The sequence below is a fragment of the Burkholderia stagnalis genome (assembly GCF_039848545.1).
Taxonomy (GTDB): Bacteria; Pseudomonadota; Gammaproteobacteria; order Burkholderiales; family Burkholderiaceae; genus Burkholderia; species Burkholderia stagnalis.
Map to the genome: position 1 here is coordinate 362,883 of NZ_CP156686.1, position 16,843 is coordinate 379,725.

At 69.2% G+C, this 16,843-nt stretch carries 14 protein-coding genes; 6 read left to right on the forward strand and 8 right to left on the reverse strand.

Features of this window, described 5'->3' with window-relative positions; genetic code table 11:
- Positions 1–97 precede the first annotated feature (97 nt).
- A complete protein-coding gene (locus tag ABFO07_RS18470; protein ID WP_059562421.1) occupies positions 98–1,399 on the reverse strand; it encodes an NCS2 family permease in 1,302 nt (433 codons plus the stop codon).
- Positions 1,400–2,084: 685 nt separating this feature from the next.
- Here ABFO07_RS18470 and ABFO07_RS18475 point away from each other — a divergent pair.
- Together ABFO07_RS18475 and ABFO07_RS18480 are read left to right on the forward strand one after the other, a co-directional pair.
- A complete protein-coding gene (locus ABFO07_RS18475) occupies positions 2,085–2,363 on the forward strand; it encodes a hypothetical protein (RefSeq protein ID WP_059562423.1) in 279 nt (92 codons plus the stop codon).
- Between the two features lie 122 nt (positions 2,364–2,485).
- Complete coding sequence (locus ABFO07_RS18480) at positions 2,486–2,659, forward strand: hypothetical protein (protein WP_155634347.1); 174 nt, start codon at positions 2,486–2,488, stop codon at positions 2,657–2,659.
- 42 nt (positions 2,660–2,701) lie between these two features.
- Here the strand turns inward: ABFO07_RS18480 and ABFO07_RS18485 are convergent, their stop codons facing one another.
- The 4 genes from ABFO07_RS18485 to ABFO07_RS18500 form a co-directional block, all read right to left on the reverse strand.
- On the reverse strand, positions 2,702–2,989 hold the full coding sequence (locus ABFO07_RS18485) for a hypothetical protein (RefSeq protein WP_059907552.1): 288 nt from the start codon (positions 2,987–2,989) through the stop codon (positions 2,702–2,704).
- Positions 2,990–3,076: 87 nt separating this feature from the next.
- Positions 3,077–3,982 carry a metal-dependent hydrolase gene (locus ABFO07_RS18490; RefSeq protein WP_059801653.1) on the reverse strand — a complete coding sequence of 302 codons (906 nt, stop codon included), beginning with the start codon at positions 3,980–3,982 and terminating at the stop codon, positions 3,077–3,079.
- Positions 3,983–4,024: 42 nt separating this feature from the next.
- Positions 4,025–5,812, reverse strand: a complete 1,788-nt coding sequence (locus ABFO07_RS18495; protein WP_060014012.1) for an SDR family oxidoreductase — start codon at positions 5,810–5,812, stop codon at positions 4,025–4,027.
- 49 nt (positions 5,813–5,861) lie between these two features.
- Complete coding sequence (locus ABFO07_RS18500) at positions 5,862–6,767, reverse strand: M24 family metallopeptidase (RefSeq protein WP_060014014.1); 906 nt, start codon at positions 6,765–6,767, stop codon at positions 5,862–5,864.
- A 538-nt stretch (positions 6,768–7,305) separates the two neighbouring features.
- Here ABFO07_RS18500 and ABFO07_RS18505 point away from each other — a divergent pair.
- Positions 7,306–8,583 carry an HAD family hydrolase gene (locus ABFO07_RS18505; RefSeq protein ID WP_059958937.1) on the forward strand — a complete coding sequence of 426 codons (1,278 nt, stop codon included), beginning with the start codon at positions 7,306–7,308 and terminating at the stop codon, positions 8,581–8,583.
- Positions 8,584–8,593: 10 nt separating this feature from the next.
- On the opposite strand, the gene ABFO07_RS18510 is transcribed toward ABFO07_RS18505, so the two are convergent.
- The 3 genes from ABFO07_RS18510 to ABFO07_RS18520 all read right to left on the reverse strand — a co-directional run bounded on the left by ABFO07_RS18510 (position 8,594) and on the right by ABFO07_RS18520 (position 12,171).
- The gene (locus ABFO07_RS18510; protein ID WP_059562449.1) at positions 8,594–9,367 is read right to left on the reverse strand and encodes a slipin family protein; all 774 of its coding nucleotides are present in this window, start codon (positions 9,365–9,367) and stop codon (positions 8,594–8,596) included.
- Positions 9,364–11,007, reverse strand: a complete 1,644-nt coding sequence (locus tag ABFO07_RS18515) for an NfeD family protein (protein WP_322234261.1) — start codon at positions 11,005–11,007, stop codon at positions 9,364–9,366. The genes ABFO07_RS18510 and ABFO07_RS18515 overlap by 4 nt, the downstream gene beginning before the upstream one ends.
- Positions 11,008–11,136: 129 nt before the next feature.
- Positions 11,137–12,171 (reverse strand): AraC family transcriptional regulator, encoded by a 1,035-nt coding sequence (locus tag ABFO07_RS18520; RefSeq protein WP_059907556.1) that lies wholly within the window; start codon positions 12,169–12,171, stop codon positions 11,137–11,139.
- 139 nt (positions 12,172–12,310) lie between these two features.
- Between ABFO07_RS18520 and ABFO07_RS18525 the strand changes: the two genes are divergently transcribed.
- The 3 genes from ABFO07_RS18525 to ABFO07_RS18535 all read left to right on the forward strand — a co-directional run bounded on the left by ABFO07_RS18525 (position 12,311) and on the right by ABFO07_RS18535 (position 16,837).
- Entirely contained in the window at positions 12,311–13,450 is a 1,140-nt protein-coding gene (locus tag ABFO07_RS18525; RefSeq protein WP_059884712.1) for an acyl-CoA dehydrogenase family protein, read from the forward strand.
- 65 nt (positions 13,451–13,515) lie between these two features.
- Positions 13,516–15,222, forward strand: a complete 1,707-nt coding sequence (locus tag ABFO07_RS18530; protein ID WP_059801646.1) for an AMP-binding protein — start codon at positions 13,516–13,518, stop codon at positions 15,220–15,222.
- Between the two features lie 85 nt (positions 15,223–15,307).
- Positions 15,308–16,837, forward strand: a complete 1,530-nt coding sequence (locus ABFO07_RS18535; RefSeq protein ID WP_059801792.1) for a CoA-acylating methylmalonate-semialdehyde dehydrogenase — start codon at positions 15,308–15,310, stop codon at positions 16,835–16,837.
- Positions 16,838–16,843: the final 6 nt, after the last annotated feature.

The window sequence follows — 16,843 nt, forward strand, 5'->3', positions numbered from 1 at the left end:
GATGCCGCGCGGCATGTTCACATGCGCGCCGCGCGCAAAAACGACGACGCCACCCGAAGGTGGCGTCGTCGTTTTTTTGCGGCGCGTCAGGTCGCGCTCATTCGCTGCCGAGGTAGAAGAAGCGGAACAGGAACACGGCCGCGATGATCCACACGATCGGCTTGACCTGCTTCACCTGGCCGGTCAGCAGCTTGAGGCCGCCGTACGCGATGAAGCCGAACGCGACGCCGTTCGCGATCGAATACGTGAACGGCATCAGCAGCGCGGTGAGCGCGGCCGGCACGGCTTCGGTCGCGTCGTCCCACGGCACGTCGACCATGTCGCGCAGCATCAGGCACGACACGTACAGCAGCGCGGGCGCGGTCGCGTAGCCGGGCACGACGCCCGCGAGCGGCGCGATGAACAGGCACGCGAGGAACAGCACCGCGACGGTGATCGCGGTCACGCCGGTGCGGCCGCCGGCCTGCACGCCGGACGCGCTTTCGATATACGCGGTGGTCGACGACGTGCCGAGCACCGAGCCGGCGACGATCGCCGTGCTGTCGGCGAGCAGCGCCTTGTTCAGGCGGCCCATCTTGCCTTCGACGAGCAGGCCCGCGCGGTTCGCGACGCCCATCAGCGTGCCGGTCGCGTCGAACAGCTCGACGAGGAAGAACACCAGGATCACGTTGATCACGCCGGTCGACAGCGCCGCGCCGATGTCGAGCTTGAACAGCGTCGCGTCGATCGACGGCGGCGCGGAAAACACGCCGTGGAATTCGTTGCCGCCGAAGAAGAACGACAGGATCGTCACGCCGAGGATGCCGATCAGGATCGCGCCGCGCACGCGCAGGTGGTCGAGCGTGACGATCGTGAAGAAGCCGATGATCGACAGGATCGTGGTGGGCTTGTGCAGGTCGCCGAGCGTGACGAGCGTGGCCGGGCTGCCGACGATCACGCCGGAGGTCTTCAGCGAGATGATGCCGAGAAACAGGCCGATGCCCGCGGTGATCGAGATGCGCAGCGATTTCGGAATGCCGTTGACGATCGCCTCGCGCACGCGGAACAGCGTGACGAGCAGGAACAGGCAGCCGGAGATGAACACCGCGCCGAGCGCGGCCTGCCACGTGAAGCCCATCCCCTTGACCACCGTGTACGCGAAGTACGCGTTGAGGCCCATGCCGGGCGCGCACGCGATCGGGTAGTTCGCGTACAGCCCCATGATGATCGACGCGAGCGCCGCGACGAGGCAGGTGGCCACGAACACGGATTCCTTCGGCATGCCGGCGTCGCCGAGGATCGCGGGGTTCACGAAGATGATGTAGGCCATCGTCAGGAACGTGGTGACGCCCGCGAGTATTTCGGTGCGGAAGTCGGTGCCGGCTTCATCGAAGCCGAAATACCGCTTGATGGATTCCATGTAGGCGTTTCTCCGGTCGGGTTGTCGTGTTGCTTGTTGCGTTGATTTGTTTTAGCGGTGCGGCCAGCCGCGTAGGGCCGGCGTACTGTAACCAGCCACTATTGCGCGACTATCGGCGGATTGTAATAGCCGGGATAGGTCGGACGATATAGTCGTGGGGCACGATCGGCCGCGGCACGCGTGCCGGCGGCATGGCCGTGCGACGGCGGCGCGCATTTTACCGGTTCGGGCGGCAAGCGGCGGCGAAACGGGGGGAGCGCGGCGGAAAACGGGCGGGCGGGATGCGCCGCCGCGTGCGGGGGCGGAGCAGACACGCGGCTGAAACGGTGCATCCGCATGCTGGATGCAAGGGGCGCGCGGTGATTCTTATTCTTCAGTCCATTGCCGCGCGGGAATCGAACAATCCTGCGCCGAAGCCGTCCCGTGCGCAACAGTCATCGCGTGCTGCGCTGCGGACTGTGGTTTCTGTGTAAAAGAGTGCAAGACCGTATCGCGTTAATCGGCAACTGTTTCTAGGATAGAGAAACCGTGCACGCACACCGGGCCGATCGCCGCCGATGCGGGGGAGCAGGCGGCCCGCGCAGCGCCCGGCAGTGACGTGCGGCGGCGGCCGATGCGCGTGCGGGCAGCGCGCGGCCGAATGCGATTGCCCGATGCGGGTTCGTCCGTTATCACGGAGGTCAGTATGCTGAACTGGATCAGCCGTTGGGCAATGCGCCACGCCCCCACGCCGGAGAAAACCGCCGCGTCGATGCTCGTCACTGCGCGCATGGAGCTGTTTGCCGCCGAGCAGCGCGTGATCGATGTCAAACTGCAGGCGGACTACTGGCGGACACGCGTGTCCTTTCTCGAGGAAGTGCAGAAGCAGGGCATCGAACCTTGGGTGAGCGCGCAGGCGTCGCAAAAGCCGGACGTCGAGTCCACTCCTCGCGGCACGGGCCCGCGTCTCGCCGCCAGCACCTGATGTCCGCGCGCGGCGCGCGATCGCTCGCGGCACGCAGCGGCGTGCCGCGTCATTCGGTGCACACCCGCGATGCGACGCATCGCAGGTGGGTGCTTTCCTGACGTCGCCGGCACGCGCATCGCGTGCGCGGCGACGCTTCCTTCATCCCCGGCATCCCCGGCATCGCCATCGTCATCTCGATCCGTCGAGCCGGCCGGGATGACGCGCGCCAAAACAAAAAAGCCTCATCCGTTTCCGGTGAGGCCTCGTGTCATGCAGTACGGCGCTCGATGCTGAAGCGCAAGCGCCTCCGGTGATCGACCCGTATGGGCGTTCACCGGTGTTTGGGGCGCGATGGTTCACGCGTCGTGCTGCGCGAGCCCGTTCACCAGCAGTTCGCTCAGCAGGCCCGTCATGCCGTTCGGATGGGTCGCCGCGCGCGCCTTGAGCTGCTCGACGAGTTCCGCGTTGAGCTTGCACGCGAACGGCACGAGCCCCTGTTCCTGGTCGAGCTTGCGCTGTGCGCGGCGGTCGAGCTTCGCCGTGTCTTCGGCACCCTTGCCGAAGCGCGCGGAGCTCGACTGCTTCATCGCGTGCGTCAGCTTGAGCGCCTTGTTCTTCTCGAGATCGGTTTTTTTCATGGCCATCGCGGCACCTCCGGGGAAATGAAGCCGCGATTGTACGCATTTCGCCGGGCCGTGCGCGCGCGGCGGCGGCGGGGCGGCGTCACGGTGTCACGACGCCTTCGTCGTCCCCCAGTTGCCGCCGTGCGCGGCGGCCTGCGCGGCCGGCGAGCGCGCGAGGTACGCGAGCGCCTGCTCGGTCGAGCCTTCGTGGTGCGGCGTATAGCCGGGCTTGAAATAGCGCAGCGCCGCGCCGATCACCTTCCAGAACGACGGCAGGTGCCCGCGCCGCGCGCCTTGCGCCCACGCGCGCACGAAGCCCGGATAGCGGCCCGCGCCCGGGTCGCGCCGGTACATGAACTTCGCGCCCTTCGTGATGTAGTAGAGCAGCAGCACGATCACGAACGCCATGTGCACGCAGCGCTCCGGGTACGAGCCGCCGAGGTGGCGATAGATGTCGAACGCGACGGTGCGGTGCTCGACTTCCTCGGCGCCGTGCCAGCGCAGCAGGTCGACCATCGTCGGATCGGCGCGGCCTTCGTCGAGCCCGTGCGCGTTGAGCACCCAGTTGCCGAGATAGCCGAAGAAATGCTCGAGCGACGCGATCACCGCGAGCTGCTGGCGCAGCCAGAACCGCGTATGGCCGATCTTCAGCCCGAGCGGCGCTTCGCCGAGCACGCGCGTGAACAGCCGGTTGAGCCGCTGCGTGAACGGCTTCGTGTCGATGCCGTGCCGGTCGTAGTAGTGCTTGAGCACGCCGCCGTGCGAACGCGAATGCACGGCCTCCTGGCGCAGGAAACCCTCGGCCTCGTCGCGCAGCCGGGCATCGGCGATGTGCGGCAGCGCCTTGTTGTATACGCGGCAGAACCACAGCTCGCCTTCCGGAAACAGCAGGTTCAGCGTGTTGATGATGTGCGTGCTGCCGGGGTCGTCCGGCACCCAGGTGATCGGCGTCGCGCTGAAGTCGAACTTCACGTGGCGGGCCTTGATCGGGTGGTAGTCGGCGGGTGCGTTCATGCGTGTCTCCCTGTGCGGCGTTGTTGCTGTGTCGTTGCGCCGTCAATGCGATGCCATGCTGACGCGGGCGATGATCCGGCCGAGCCACGGCATGAAGCGGCCGACGAAGCGCAGCGCGTGGGCCTCCGTGCCGACCGCGACGACCGGCCGGTTGCGCAGCACGGCGTCGACCATCGCCTGCGCGACGGTGTCGGGTTTCATCCCGCGCATCTGGTAGAGCTTCGTCGCGCGCTTGCGCAGGCGCGCTTCGTCCTGCGCATTGGCGCCCGCGTATTGCGTCGACGCCATGATTCCCGTTTCGGCGAAGCCGGGGCACACGGCCGTCACGCCGATGCCTTGTTCGGCCAGCTCCGCGCGCATGCATTCGCTCAGCATCAGCACCGCGGCCTTGGTCGTGGCGTACGCGGGCAGGTCGCGCGACGGCCCGAATGCGGCCGCCGACGCGGTGTTGACGATGTGGCCGCCCGTGCCGCGCGCGGCCATCTGCTGCGCGAACAGGCGTGAGCCGTGGATCACGCCCCACAGGTTCACGTGCAGGATCCGCTCCCAGTGCGCGGCGCTCGTGTCGAGGATGCCGCCCGCCATGCCGATGCCCGCGTTGTTGATCACGACGTCCGCGCCGCCGAGTTCGCTGCCGACCCAGCCGGCGAGCGCTGCCATTTCGTCCGCGGCCCCGACGTCGACGCGCCGCGCATGCGCCGCCGCGCCGATCAGCCGGAGCAGCAGCGCGGTGCGCTCGGCGCTCGCGAGGTCGATGTCGACCGCGACCACCGTCGCGCCTTCGCGGGCGAACGCCAGCGCCGCGCAGCGGCCGATCCCGCTGCCCGCGCCGGTGACGACCGCGACTTTGCCGCTGAAGCGGCCGCTCGTCGCGCGGCGCCGCGCGTTCGCGAGCGCGGGCGGCTCGTCGCCGGATTCGACCGCGTCGATCAGCTGCTGCGCGAGGCCCGCGAAGCGCGCCGGATCGGCGAGCGGCAGCCAGTGGCCGGCGGCCACTTCGCGCCGGTAGTACTGCGGCACCCAGCGCGACAGGTCCTCGGACAGTGCCGGGCTCACGTACTTGTCGCCGAGCGGCACGATCGTCTGCACCGGCGCATGCGCGTAGCGCTCGCGCGGCGTGAACAGGCAGCGGATGAAGTTCGCGCGATACAGGCGCACGCCGCGCGCGCCGTCGTCGGCCTGCGTCGCGCGCGGCGCAACCGGCGTCTTCTCGATCCGGCGCAGCAGGCGCGGCCACGCGCGGCCGAGCCACAGCCGCCAGCCGAGTTCGGGGATCAACGGCAGATGGAACAGGTACACGTACCACGACCGCACGAGCTGGCCGGCGAGCTTGCCGAGCGACGCGGGCGTCGGCCGCAGCAGGCGCTCGCGCAGCCAGTGGCCGACGTGGTCGAGGCACGGGCCGGAGCACGACGTGTACGACGCGATGCGCCCCGCGAGCCTCGGCTCGGTGACGAATTCCCAGCCCTGGATCGAGCCCCAGTCGTGCGCGATCAGGTGGACCGGGCGGCCGGGGCAGAGCGCGTCGATCACCGCGATGAAATCGTCGGTCAGCTTCGCGAGCCGGTAGTCGGCGGTGCGCGCGGGCGCGCTCGACAGCCCCGCGCCGCGCACGTCGTACGCGATCACGTAGTGCTGGCGCGCGAGCCGCGGCGCGACGTCCTGCCAGACGCTGCTGGTGTCCGGATAGCCGTGCACCAGCACGACCGGCGTGCGGGACGGGTCGCCCCAGGTTCGGACCGCGAGCGTCAGGTCGCCGGACGCGACCGCGGTTTCGGTGAACACGGAATCGAACAGGGCCAGCGGCGCTTCATCGGAAAGTGGCTGCATCGTGGGTCCGTACACGTTCGTTCGGAAAGGGGGGGAGCCGCGCGCCGCGTCAGGCTGCGGCCGGGGCGGCGGCGACGGCCGGCGCGGCCGGTACGAGCGCGGGCGTGCGCGCTGCCTGGCGGCGCACGTGCGGCAGGTCGTCATCGAGCCAGTACGCGTCGTCGTCGGTGATCACGAGCAGCTCCTCGAACTTCGCGCCGACGCCGGCGAAACCGAGGTGCGGCTCCACCGCCCACAGGCCCGGCACCGGCGCGTGCTCGGAGCGGCGGTCGATCGACCACAGCGGCGACCAGCCCTGCTGCTTCGCGGCGCGGCCCTGGTCGAGCAGCAGGTTGCGGGTGGCGTTCAGGCCGAAGCGCGCGACGAAGCGCGGCTTCGACAGCTTGTGGATCTTCGCGACGCGATGCGCGAGCACCTTGAACGGATACGCCTTGTGGCGCGGCTCGACGCCCTGTTGGCGGCACAGCGCGTCGACTTCCTGCGCGACCTCGGCCATCGTGCGGCGCGCCTTCACGAGCCGCACGATCAGCTCGCGGTGATCCATCAGGTCGTCCTGCAGCTGCTCGAGGATCGGGTTCGTGCCGAGGCAGTGCGCGTAGCCGACGTCGGCGACGATGCCGTCGAGCACCGGCGCGACGTCGAGGATCACCGGCATGTCGGGCTCGAGCTGGCGGTTGCTCGGGAAGAACGCGAGATTGAAGCCGCCCAGGTGCGTGAGGCCCGAGAAGCCGTCGAACGCGGTGCGGTTGCCGAACCACGCGAACGGCTTGTGCAGCCAGTCGCGCACGCCGTGGTCCTGCAGCCATTCGGCGAGCAGGCGCGCGGCTTCCTTCTCGGTGATGCCCGGATACAGCAGGCCGCCGACGGTCTCGACGCAGCGGTACGCGAGTTGCTGGACGGCGCGGAATTGCGCCAGTTCTTCCAGGTGGACTTCCGGCAGCGGATGGTCGGGCATGAGGTGTCTCCAGTGTCGACCGGCGTCGGCGCTTCGGCGCCGACTCGGGTCCCATGCAAAGCGAGGCGCTGATCCGGAACACGCCCGCCGCGCGTCGCCGCCGCAGGTTATTCAGTCAGCTTTTAATGTGCCATTGAATGATGTAACGATCATAGCGAATTCGGCCGAACATGCCAGTGTTTCGGGGTGAGGGCTTTTCCTAGGTCGGGCGGGGGCTGCCGTTGCGGGGTTTTCGCGAGCGGGCCCGGCGTGGAAGGCGGCGAGGCCGGTTCGGCCGGCGCGGGGCGCATCTAGTGGAATCCCTCCACGCAAATCGCGCTTCCCGGGCGGCCCCGGCATGTCGCTGCGGATCAACTCGATGTCGCATCGCGCGGCGACACGGACAATTTGCCGCAATATTTTCGCCAGATCATGCGTCCCCAATCCGTCGCCGCCCCGGCCCGGCCGGACGGATGAGCCGCAGGTACGCCGCGATGCGCGCCGCGCGTCGAGCAGGTTGGCGACCGAACCCGAATCGTCGTTTCCACGGAGAGAGTCCATGCAGCGCCGCACCTTCCTGAATACCCTTGCCGCGGCGAGCGCCGCGACGTCGCTGATGCTCAAGGCCGGCACCGCCGACGCGAAGAACGCGTCCGCGCCGGACGCGCTGGACCCGGGCCGCTGGTCGCCGTTCAACGCCGCGCGCCTGCAGGCGGTGCTCGACCGGCATGGCTCCGGGCGCGCGGGCTACGACGCGAAGCGGCGCCCGTACGCGGTGTTCGACTGGGACAACACGTGCATCATGAACGACTGCGAAGAGGCGTTGCTGATGTACCAGATCGACCATCTGCAATACAAGCTGACGCCGGACGAATTCGTCGACGTGATGTGGCAGGACGTGCCGAAGGGCGCGTTCGCGAAGGACTACACGACGGTGGACGGCAAGCCGGTGACGATGGAGGATCTCGCCGCCGACGTCGAGGCCGACTATCGCTGGCTCTACGCGAACTACCAGGGATTCGGCGGCGGCAAGAGCCTCGACGAGATCCGCGAGACCGATCAGTTCAAGGATTTCCGCGCGAAGCTGTACTACATGTACGACGCGATCTGCGACACGCATCCGCTCGAGATCGGCTACAAGTGGATCATCTATTTCTACCGGAACATGACGACCGCCGAGCTGCAGGCGATGGCGCAGGCGTCGAACGACCGCGCCATCGGCGACGCGCTGCGCAAGGTGAAGTACGAAAGCCCGAAGACGCTGCCGGGCAAGGCCGGCGTGGTCGCCGCCACGCATTTCCACGGCATCCGCATCCACGAGGAAATCCGCGGGCTGATGCACACGCTGCGCGCGAACGGCATCGACGTGTACGTGAGCACCGCATCGATCGACGACGTGGTGCGCGTGTTCGCCGGCCACCCGAACTACGGCTACGGCGTGCCGCCGGAGAACGTGATCGGCCTGCGCCTCGACAAGAAGGACGGCAAGTACGTGAGCCATTACCCGGACGGCTGGCACTTCAACTACGGGCCGGGCAAGACGGTCGGCATTCGCAACGTGCTGCAGGCGAGCAAGGGGTACGGCCCGGTGCTGGTGGCCGGCGACAGCGACGGCGACGCGTGGATGCTGCGTGACTTCAAGGACACTGCGGTGGGCGTGATCGTCAACCGGATGAAGAAAGGCGAGATCGGCGCGGACAGCAAGCTCGCCGCCGCGCAGATCGGCAGCCCGGACGCGCGCTTCATCCTGCAGGGCCGCGACGAGCACACGGGCCTGATGATCCCGGACGAGAAGTCGATCAAGTACGGCAAGACGGAGCGCAGGCTGCTGGCGTGACGCGCGGCCGTCAGCGTTCGCGCGGCGGCGCGAACCGGTCGAGCACGGCGTTCAGCAGGTCGACCGGCAGCGGGAACACGATCGTCGAGTTCTTGTCGGCGGCGATCGTGGTCAGCGTCTGGAGGTAGCGCAGCTGCATTGCCTGCGGCTGCTGCGCGAGCCGCTGCGCGGCCTGCAGCAGCTTCTCGGACGCCTGCAGCTCGCCTTCCGCGTGGATCACCTTCGCGCGCCGTTCGCGCTCGGCTTCCGCCTGCCGCGCGATCGCGCGCACCATCGTCTCGTTCAGGTCGACGTGCTTTATTTCCACCGTCGACACCTTGATGCCCCACGCGTCGGTTTGCGCGTCGAGGGTCTTCTGGATATCGGCGTTCAGCTGCTCGCGTTCGGCGAGCAGCGCGTCGAGCTCGTGCTTGCCGAGCACCGAGCGCAGCGTGGTTTGCGCGAGCTGGCTCGTCGCGTCGAAGAAGCGCGCGACCTGGATCACCGCCTTCTCCGGATCGACCACGCGGAAATACACCACCGCGTTCACCTTCACCGACACGTTGTCGCGCGTGATCACGTCCTGCGCGGGCACGTCGAACACGACCGTGCGCAGGTCGATGCGCACCACCTGCTGGACCACCGGGATGATCAGCACGAGCCCCGGCCCCTTGACTTTCCAGAAGCGGCCGAGCATGAACACGACGCCGCGCTCGTACTCGCGGAAGATGCGGATCGACGACGCGACGAGCAGCACCGCGAAGACGATCAGCAGGCTGCTGAAGCCGAAGGTGTAGCCGATCATGGTTTTTCTCCTTTGTCGACCGCCGTTGGCGCTTCAGCGCCTACGGCGCTCCCACCCACACGGGAGTCGGCCGCCGTTGGCGCTTCAGCGCCTGCGCCGCTCCCACGCAGCGCGGCTTCCGGCCGGTCATACAGCGGCGCGACCGTGAGCATCAACCCCTGGCGGCCCGTCACACGCACGCGGCAGCCCGCCGCGAGCGGCGCATTGCTCGCGACCCGCCAGCGCTCGCCGTGCACCAGCGCCCAGCCGGCGGCAGACGGCGCAGGCCCGGCCCCCGTATGCGGCTGGTCGGGCACGAGGCCGTCGTCGAGCACCTCGCCGATGCTGCCGACCATCGCTTCCGCGCCCGAGACGACCGGCCGGCGCCGCGCGCGCAGCGCGAGGCTCGACACGCCCGCGACGAGCAGCCCGCCGCCGAGCGCGAGGCCCGCGATCAGCTGCCACGGGATGCCGTAGCCGGGCACGTCGGTATCGATCAGCATCAGCGCGCCGATCGTGAACGACGCGATCCCGCCGAAGCCGAGCACGCCGAAGGTCGGCAGGAACGCCTCGGCGACGAGGCACGCGAGGCCGAGCAGCACGAGGCCGAGGCCCGCGTAGTTGATCGGCAGCAGCTGCATCGCGAACAGCCCGATCAGCAGGCAGATCGTGCCCGCGAGCCCCGGCAGCACGAAGCCGGGGTTCGCGAATTCGAAGAACACGCCGTAGATGCCGATCGTCAGCAGGATCAGCGCGACGTTCGGATCCGCGATGATCGACAGGAAGCGGCTGCGCCAGTCGGGCTCGACGACGACGAGCGGCGCGTGCGCGGTCGCGAGCCGCTGCGCGCCGGCGGAGGTCGTCACGGTGCGGCCGTCGAGCTGGCGCGCGAGGTCGGCCGGATCCTGCGCGATCAGGTCGACCACGTGCTGCGTGCGCGCCTCGGTCGCCGACAGGCTGACCGCCTCGCGCACCGCGCGCTCACCCCATTCCGCGTTGCGGCCGCGCAGTTGCGCGAGGCCGCGGATGTACGCGGCGGCGTCCTGCATCGCCTTGCGGATCTCGGTCGATTGCGTGTCGGACGGCAGCGCGGCCGATGCGGCCGACGCGCCCGATGCAGGCGACTTGGGCGACACGCCGGTCGGCGACGGCGGGTTGCCCCCGGGCGGGCCGCCGCCGATGCCGAACTGGACCGGCGACGCCGCGCCGAGGTTGGTGCCCGGCGCCATCGCCGCGACGTGGCTGGCATACACGATGTAGGTGCCCGCGCTTGCCGCGCGCGCGCCGCTCGGCGCGACGAACGCGGCCACCGGCACCGGCGAGCCGAGGATCGCCTTGATGATCTGCCGCATCGACGTGTCGAGGCCGCCGGGCGTGTCGAGCTGCAGGATCGCGAGCGGCGCGTGTTCGCGCGCCGCGCGGCCGAGCGAGCGGACGATGAAGTCGGCGCTGGCCGGCCCGATCGCGCCGTTGATCGGAATCACGATGACGGGCGGGGGCGCGGCAGGCACGTTGGCGGCAGGCGGCGCCGCGGCCACCGCGCAGACGACGAGCAGCGCCGCGAACAGCGCGGCGCGCGCGACCCGCGCCGGCAGCGGGTGAGGAAGATGGCGGCCCGACGCGTCGTGCGTCGGCAGGTGCCAGGAACGGTGAAAGCGCATCGGGGCGTCCGGGCGGCGCGCGAGTGCACGCCGTCCGGCCCGCAGGAAGGGCGCTGGCCCGATGTTTAAAGATTAGGCGGTTTCCGCGCAAAGCGCGATGACGCGCGCCGCCGCGCGGGCCGTGCGATCTCAGCCCGCGCCGCCCGTGCGCCCGAGCGCCTCGTCGCGAAACTCGGCCGGGCTGCGCCCGCTCCACTTGCGGAACGCGCGGTAGAACGCGCTCGGCTCGGCGAAGCCGGCCGCCGCGGCGACGTCGGCGATCGTGCGCGACGGATCGGCGAGCGCCTCGAACGCGAGGTCGCGCCGCAGCGCATCCTTGATCGACTGGTACGCGTGGCCTTCCTGGTGCAGCTTGCGGCGCAGCGTCGCCTCGGCCACGTGCAGGCGCGCGGCCATCTGCCCCGCGCCCGGCCACGCGGCGGGCGGCATGCCGCGCAGCACCGTGCGCACGCGCTGCGCGAGCGCGTTCGGGTTGCGGTACTTGACGATGAAGCTGGCCGGCGCGTTGCGCAGGAACGTCTTCAGCGTCTTCGGGGTCTGCACGACCGGCAGCGCCGCGAATTCGGGATCGAAATCGACATACGAATCGGGCTGGTTGAAGCGCATGTCGTCGCAGAACATCGACGGGTACTCGTGCTCGGCGGGCGGCGTGTCGCAGCGGAAGCTCGCGTGCAGCAGCGGAATGCGGCGGCCGATCAGCCAGCAGGTGAGCCCGTAGACGATGATGAAATAGGTCGCGTACGTGAACATCGCGGGCGTCGCGCCGTTGTTGCGGTGCACGAAGCGCAGCCGCACGCGCTGCGGGTTCGCGTCGAGCTCCGCATGCAGGTCGTCGAGCACGCAGTGCATGAAGTTCACCGCGCGCGCCATCGCATGCAGGCCGTCGCGCGCGGTGAGCGCCGCCTGGCTCATCGCGATGAAGCTGCCGCTCCTCATCGGGTGGCGGTCCTGGCCGAAGAACTCGTCGTCGAGCGTGCGCGCGATCGCGTTCCACAGCGCGCCGTACTGCTGCGCGGACACCCGCGCGCGCGGCTGGTCGAGCAGCGCCGGCGCGATGCCGGCCTGCGCGAGCAGCGGCTCGGCCGCGACGCCGCGCCGCGTCGCGAGCGCGACGCTGTACGCGACCAGGCTGATCGCGATGGTTCCCTTTTCTTCCTGCTTCATCGACTGCGCGGGTGTGGCAAAAACGCTCAGTGTAAATGAGCGGGGCGAGCATCGAACAGTGGCGCACGCTTGCCTACACTTGATTCATCCAAAACTGAACGCGGCCGCGCGACGCGGGCCGCCGGGAGACAGCAGCGCCATGGACGAGCTTTACACCGAAGACCAGCGGATGATCCGCGACGCCGCGCGCGCTTTTGCCACCGAGGTGCTGGCGCCGCACGCCGCGCAGTGGGACCGCGACGCGCACCTGCCGGACGAGGTGGTCGCGCAGCTCGGCGAACTGGGCCTGCTCGGGATGATCGTGCCGCAGGAGCTGGGCGGTTCGTACACCGATTACGTCGCCTATGCGCTCGCGATGGAGGAGATCGCCGCCGGCGATGCCGCGTGCGCGACGATGATGAGCGTGCACAACTCGGTCGGCTGCGGGCCGATCCTCGGTTTCGGCACGGCCGCGCAGAAGGATCGCTGGCTCGCCGAGATGGCCGCCGGCCGCACGATCGGCGCGTTCTGCCTGACCGAGCCGCAGGCCGGCTCCGAGGCGCACAACCTGCGCACCCGCGCCGAGCTGCGCGACGGCAAGTGGGTGCTGAACGGCGCGAAGCAGTTCGTGACCAACGGCCAGCGCGCCGGCATCGCGATCGTTTTTGCCATCACCGATCCGGAGGCCGGCAAGCGCGGCATTTCCGCGTTCCTGGTGCCGACCGACACGCCGGGCTTCATCGTCGGCAAGCCCGAGAAGAAGATGGGCATCAAGGCGTCCGACACCTGCCCGATCACGTTCGAGAACTGCGCGATCCCCGAGGAGAACCTGCTCGGCGCGCGCGGCGAAGGGCTGAAGATCGCGCTGTCGAACCTCGAGGGCGGCCGCATCGGCATCGCCGCGCAGGCACTCGGCATCGCGCGCGCCGCGTTCGACAAGGCGCGCCGCTATGCGGGCGAGCGCGTGCAGTTCGGCAAGCCGCTCGCCGAGCACCAGGCGATCCAGCAGAAGCTCGCCGACATGGCCACGCAGATCAACGCCGCGCGCCTGCTCGTGCATCACGCGGCGAAGCTGCGCACGGCCGGCCTGCCGTGCCTGTCGGAAGCGTCGCAGGCGAAGCTGTTCGCGTCGGAGATGGCCGAGCGCGTGTGCTCGGACGCGATCCAGATCCACGGCGGCTACGGCTATCTCGCCGATTACGAAGTCGAGCGCCACTATCGCGACGCGCGCATCACGCAGATCTACGAGGGAACCAGCGAAGTGCAACGGATGGTGATCGCGCGGCAGTTGCAGGCGTGATCCACCGCAACGGCCGCATGCCCGCGAGCACATAAAACAACGGGGCATCAACAGGAGACGACACGATGACGGTACAGGCATTCCTGGACGCACGCGACTTTCTGCTGCGCCATCGCACCGACTACGAAACCGCTTACCGCGATTTCCAGTGGCCGGCGCTCGACACGTTCAACTGGGCGCTCGACTACTTCGACGCGATGGCGCGCGGCAACGACCAGCCCGCGCTGTGGATCGTCGATGCCGCGACCGGGCAAGGCGACCCGTATTCGTTCGCGCAGATGTCGGAGCGCTCGTCGCGCGTCGCGAACTGGCTGCGCGGCATCGGCGTCGTGCGCGGCGACCGGATCCTGCTGATGCTGCCGAACCGCGTCGAGCTGTGGGACGCGATGCTCGCCGCGATGAAGCTCGGCGCGGTCGTGCTGCCCGCCACCACGCAGCTGTCGGCCGACGACGTGCGCGACCGCGTGCAGATCGGCGGCGCGACCTACGCGATCGTCGACGAGAACGAAGCCGCGAAATTCGAGCAGCCGGGCCTCGGCCTCAAGCACAAGATCGTCGCCGGCGCGCCGCGCGCGGGCTGGCTCGCGATGAACGACGGCTACGCGGCGCCCGCCGCGTTCACGCCGGACGGCGTCACGCACGCGAGCGATCCGATGCTGCTGTATTTCACGTCGGGCACGACGTCGAAGCCGAAGCTCGTCGAGCATACGCACCGCACCTATCCGGTCGGCAGCCTGTCGACGATGTACTGGGTCGGCCTGCAGCCGGGCGACATCCACTGGAACATCAGCTCGCCGGGCTGGGCGAAGCATGCGTGGAGCTGCTTCTATGCGCCGTGGAACGCGCAGGCGTGTGTGTTCGCGTTCAACTACGCGCGCTTCGAGCCGAAGGTCGTGCTCGATGCGATCGTCAAGCACCAGGTGACGACGATGTGCGCGCCGCCGACCGTGTGGCGGATGCTCGTGCAGCAGCCGCTCGCGTCGTTCGACGTGAAGCTGCGCGAGATCGTCGGCGCGGGCGAGCCGCTGAACCCGGAAATCATCGAGCGCGTGAAGAAGGCGTGGGGCATCACGATCCGCGACGGCTACGGCCAGACCGAGACCACCTGCCTGATCGGCAACTCGCCGGGCCAGCCGGTGGTGGCCGGGTCGATGGGCCGCCCGATGCCCGGCTACCGGATCGCGCTGCTCGACCCGGACGGCGCGCCGGTGAGCGAAGGCGAGGTCGCGCTGCCGGTCGGCGCGGGCGCCGAGCGCCCGGTCGGCCTGATGAAAGGCTATGCGAACAACCCCGACGCCACCGCGCACGCGATGCGCGACGGCCACTACCGCACGTCCGACATCGCGATGCGTCGCGACGACGGCTACTTCGTCTACATCGGCCGCGCGGACGACGTGTTCAAGTCGTCCGACTACCGGCTGAGCCCGTTCGAACTCGAAAGCGTGCTGATCGAGCATCCGGCGATCGCCGAGGCGGCGGTCGTGCCGAGCCCGGACCCGGTGCGGCTCGCGGTGCCGAAAACTTTCATCACGCTGCGCCAGGGCTACGAGGAAAGCCCGGCGCTGGCGCTGGAGATCTTCCGCTTCTCGCGCGAGAAGCTCGCGCCGTACAAGCGCATTCGCCGCCTGCAGTTCGCGGACCTGCCGAAGACGATCTCCGGGAAGATCCGCCGCGTCGAGCTGCGCCGCCGCGAGATCGAGCGCGGCGACGACGCGAGCGCGCGCATGCCCGGCGAATACTGGGAAGAGGATTTTGCGGCTGAGCTGAAATGATCGCGGCGCGTGCCGCCCGCGATCGAACCGAACCGGCCGCCTGCGCGCGATGTCGCGCGGCGGCTCTCCCAAGGAGAATCAACTGATGAACGCGAATCCGACGCCCCAGGCGGGGCAACACGCACCGACGGTCAAGCTGCTGATCGACGGCGCATTCGTCGAATCCGCCACGAACGAGTGGCGGGACATCGTCAACCCGGCGACGCAGCAGGTGCTCGCGCGCGTGCCGTTCGCGACGGTCGCCGAAGTCGACGCGGCCGTGCAGGCCGCGCAGGCGGCGTTCGCGACGTGGAAGAACACGCCGATTTCCGCGCGCATGCGCATCATGCTGAAGTTCCAGGACCTGGTGCGCACGAACCTGCAGCGGATCGCGAAGACGCTGACGGCCGAGCAGGGCAAGACGCTGCCCGACGCCGAAGGCGACATCTTCCGCGGGCTGGAAGTCGTCGAGCATGCATGCTCGGTCGGCACGCTGCAGCTCGGCGAGTTCGCGGAGAACGTCGCGGGCGGCGTCGACACCTACACGCTGCGCCAGCCGCTCGGCGTATGCGCGGGCATCACGCCGTTCAACTTCCCCGCGATGATTCCGCTGTGGATGTTCCCGATGGCGATCGTGTGCGGCAACACGTTCGTGCTGAAGCCGTCCGAACAGGACCCGCTGTCGACGATGCAGCTCGTCGAGCTCGCGGTCGAGGCCGGCGTGCCGAAGGGCGTACTGAACGTCGTGCACGGCGGCAAGGAAGTGGTCGACGCGATCTGCACGCATCCGCTCGTGAAGGCGATCTCGTTCGTCGGCTCGACCGCGGTCGGCACGCACGTCTACAAGCTCGGCAGCGAGCACGGCAAGCGCGTGCAGTCGATGATGGGCGCGAAGAACCACGCGGTGGTGCTGCCCGACGCGAATCGCGAGCAGACCCTCAACGCGCTGGTCGGCGCGGGCTTCGGCGCGGCCGGGCAGCGCTGCATGGCGACGTCGGTCGCGGTGCTGGTCGGCGAGGCGCGCGACTGGCTGCCCGATCTCGTCGCGAAGGCCAAGCTGCTGAAGGTCAACGCGGGCGCCGAGGCCGGCACCGACGTCGGCCCGGTCGTGTCGCGGGGCGCGAAGGCGCGCATCCTGTCGCTGATCGAAGCGGGCGTGAAGGAAGGCGCGAAGCTCGAACTCGACGGCCGCGACGTGAAGGTGCCCGGCTACGAGAGCGGCAACTTCGTCGGCCCGACGATCTTCTCCGGCGTGAAGACGGACATGTCGATCTATACGCACGAGATCTTCGGCCCGGTGCTCGTCGTGCTGGAAGCCGACTCGCTCGACGACGCGATCGCGCTCGTCAACGCGAACCCGTTCGGCAACGGCGTGGGGCTGTTCACGCAGAGCGGCGCGGCCGCGCGCAAGTTCCAGAGCGAGATCGACGTCGGCCAGGTGGGCATCAACATCCCGATTCCGGTGCCGGTGCCGTTCTTCAGCTTCACCGGTTCGCGCGGCTCGAAGCTCGGCGATCTCGGCCCGTACGGCAAGCAGGTCGTGCAGTTCTACACGCAGACGAAAACCGTCACCGCGCGCTGGTTCGACGACGACGCGACGGCGGGCCCGGTGAACACGACGATCCGTCTGCACTGACAGTTC

What these genes read in the sequence shown, in the direction of transcription:
- ABFO07_RS18495 (WP_060014012.1), bottom strand. Translation starts at nt 5,812, where the DNA reads ATGCAGCCACTTTCCGATGAAGCGCCGCTGGCCCTGTTCGATTCCGTG.
- ABFO07_RS18470 (WP_059562421.1), bottom strand. Translation starts at nt 1,399, where the DNA reads ATGGAATCCATCAAGCGGTATTTCGGCTTCGATGAAGCCGGCACCGAC.
- ABFO07_RS18525 (WP_059884712.1), top strand. Translation starts at nt 12,311, where the DNA reads ATGGACGAGCTTTACACCGAAGACCAGCGGATGATCCGCGACGCCGCG.
- ABFO07_RS18510 (WP_059562449.1), bottom strand. Translation starts at nt 9,367, where the DNA reads ATGATCGGCTACACCTTCGGCTTCAGCAGCCTGCTGATCGTCTTCGCG.
- ABFO07_RS18505 (WP_059958937.1), top strand. Translation starts at nt 7,306, where the DNA reads ATGCAGCGCCGCACCTTCCTGAATACCCTTGCCGCGGCGAGCGCCGCG.
- ABFO07_RS18520 (WP_059907556.1), bottom strand. Translation starts at nt 12,171, where the DNA reads ATGAAGCAGGAAGAAAAGGGAACCATCGCGATCAGCCTGGTCGCGTAC.
- ABFO07_RS18515 (WP_322234261.1), bottom strand. Translation starts at nt 11,007, where the DNA reads ATGCGCTTTCACCGTTCCTGGCACCTGCCGACGCACGACGCGTCGGGC.
- ABFO07_RS18485 (WP_059907552.1), bottom strand. Translation starts at nt 2,989, where the DNA reads ATGGCCATGAAAAAAACCGATCTCGAGAAGAACAAGGCGCTCAAGCTG.
- ABFO07_RS18530 (WP_059801646.1), top strand. Translation starts at nt 13,516, where the DNA reads ATGACGGTACAGGCATTCCTGGACGCACGCGACTTTCTGCTGCGCCAT.
- ABFO07_RS18475 (WP_059562423.1), top strand. Translation starts at nt 2,085, where the DNA reads ATGCTGAACTGGATCAGCCGTTGGGCAATGCGCCACGCCCCCACGCCG.
- ABFO07_RS18535 (WP_059801792.1), top strand. Translation starts at nt 15,308, where the DNA reads ATGAACGCGAATCCGACGCCCCAGGCGGGGCAACACGCACCGACGGTC.
- ABFO07_RS18500 (WP_060014014.1), bottom strand. Translation starts at nt 6,767, where the DNA reads ATGCCCGACCATCCGCTGCCGGAAGTCCACCTGGAAGAACTGGCGCAA.
- ABFO07_RS18490 (WP_059801653.1), bottom strand. Translation starts at nt 3,982, where the DNA reads ATGAACGCACCCGCCGACTACCACCCGATCAAGGCCCGCCACGTGAAG.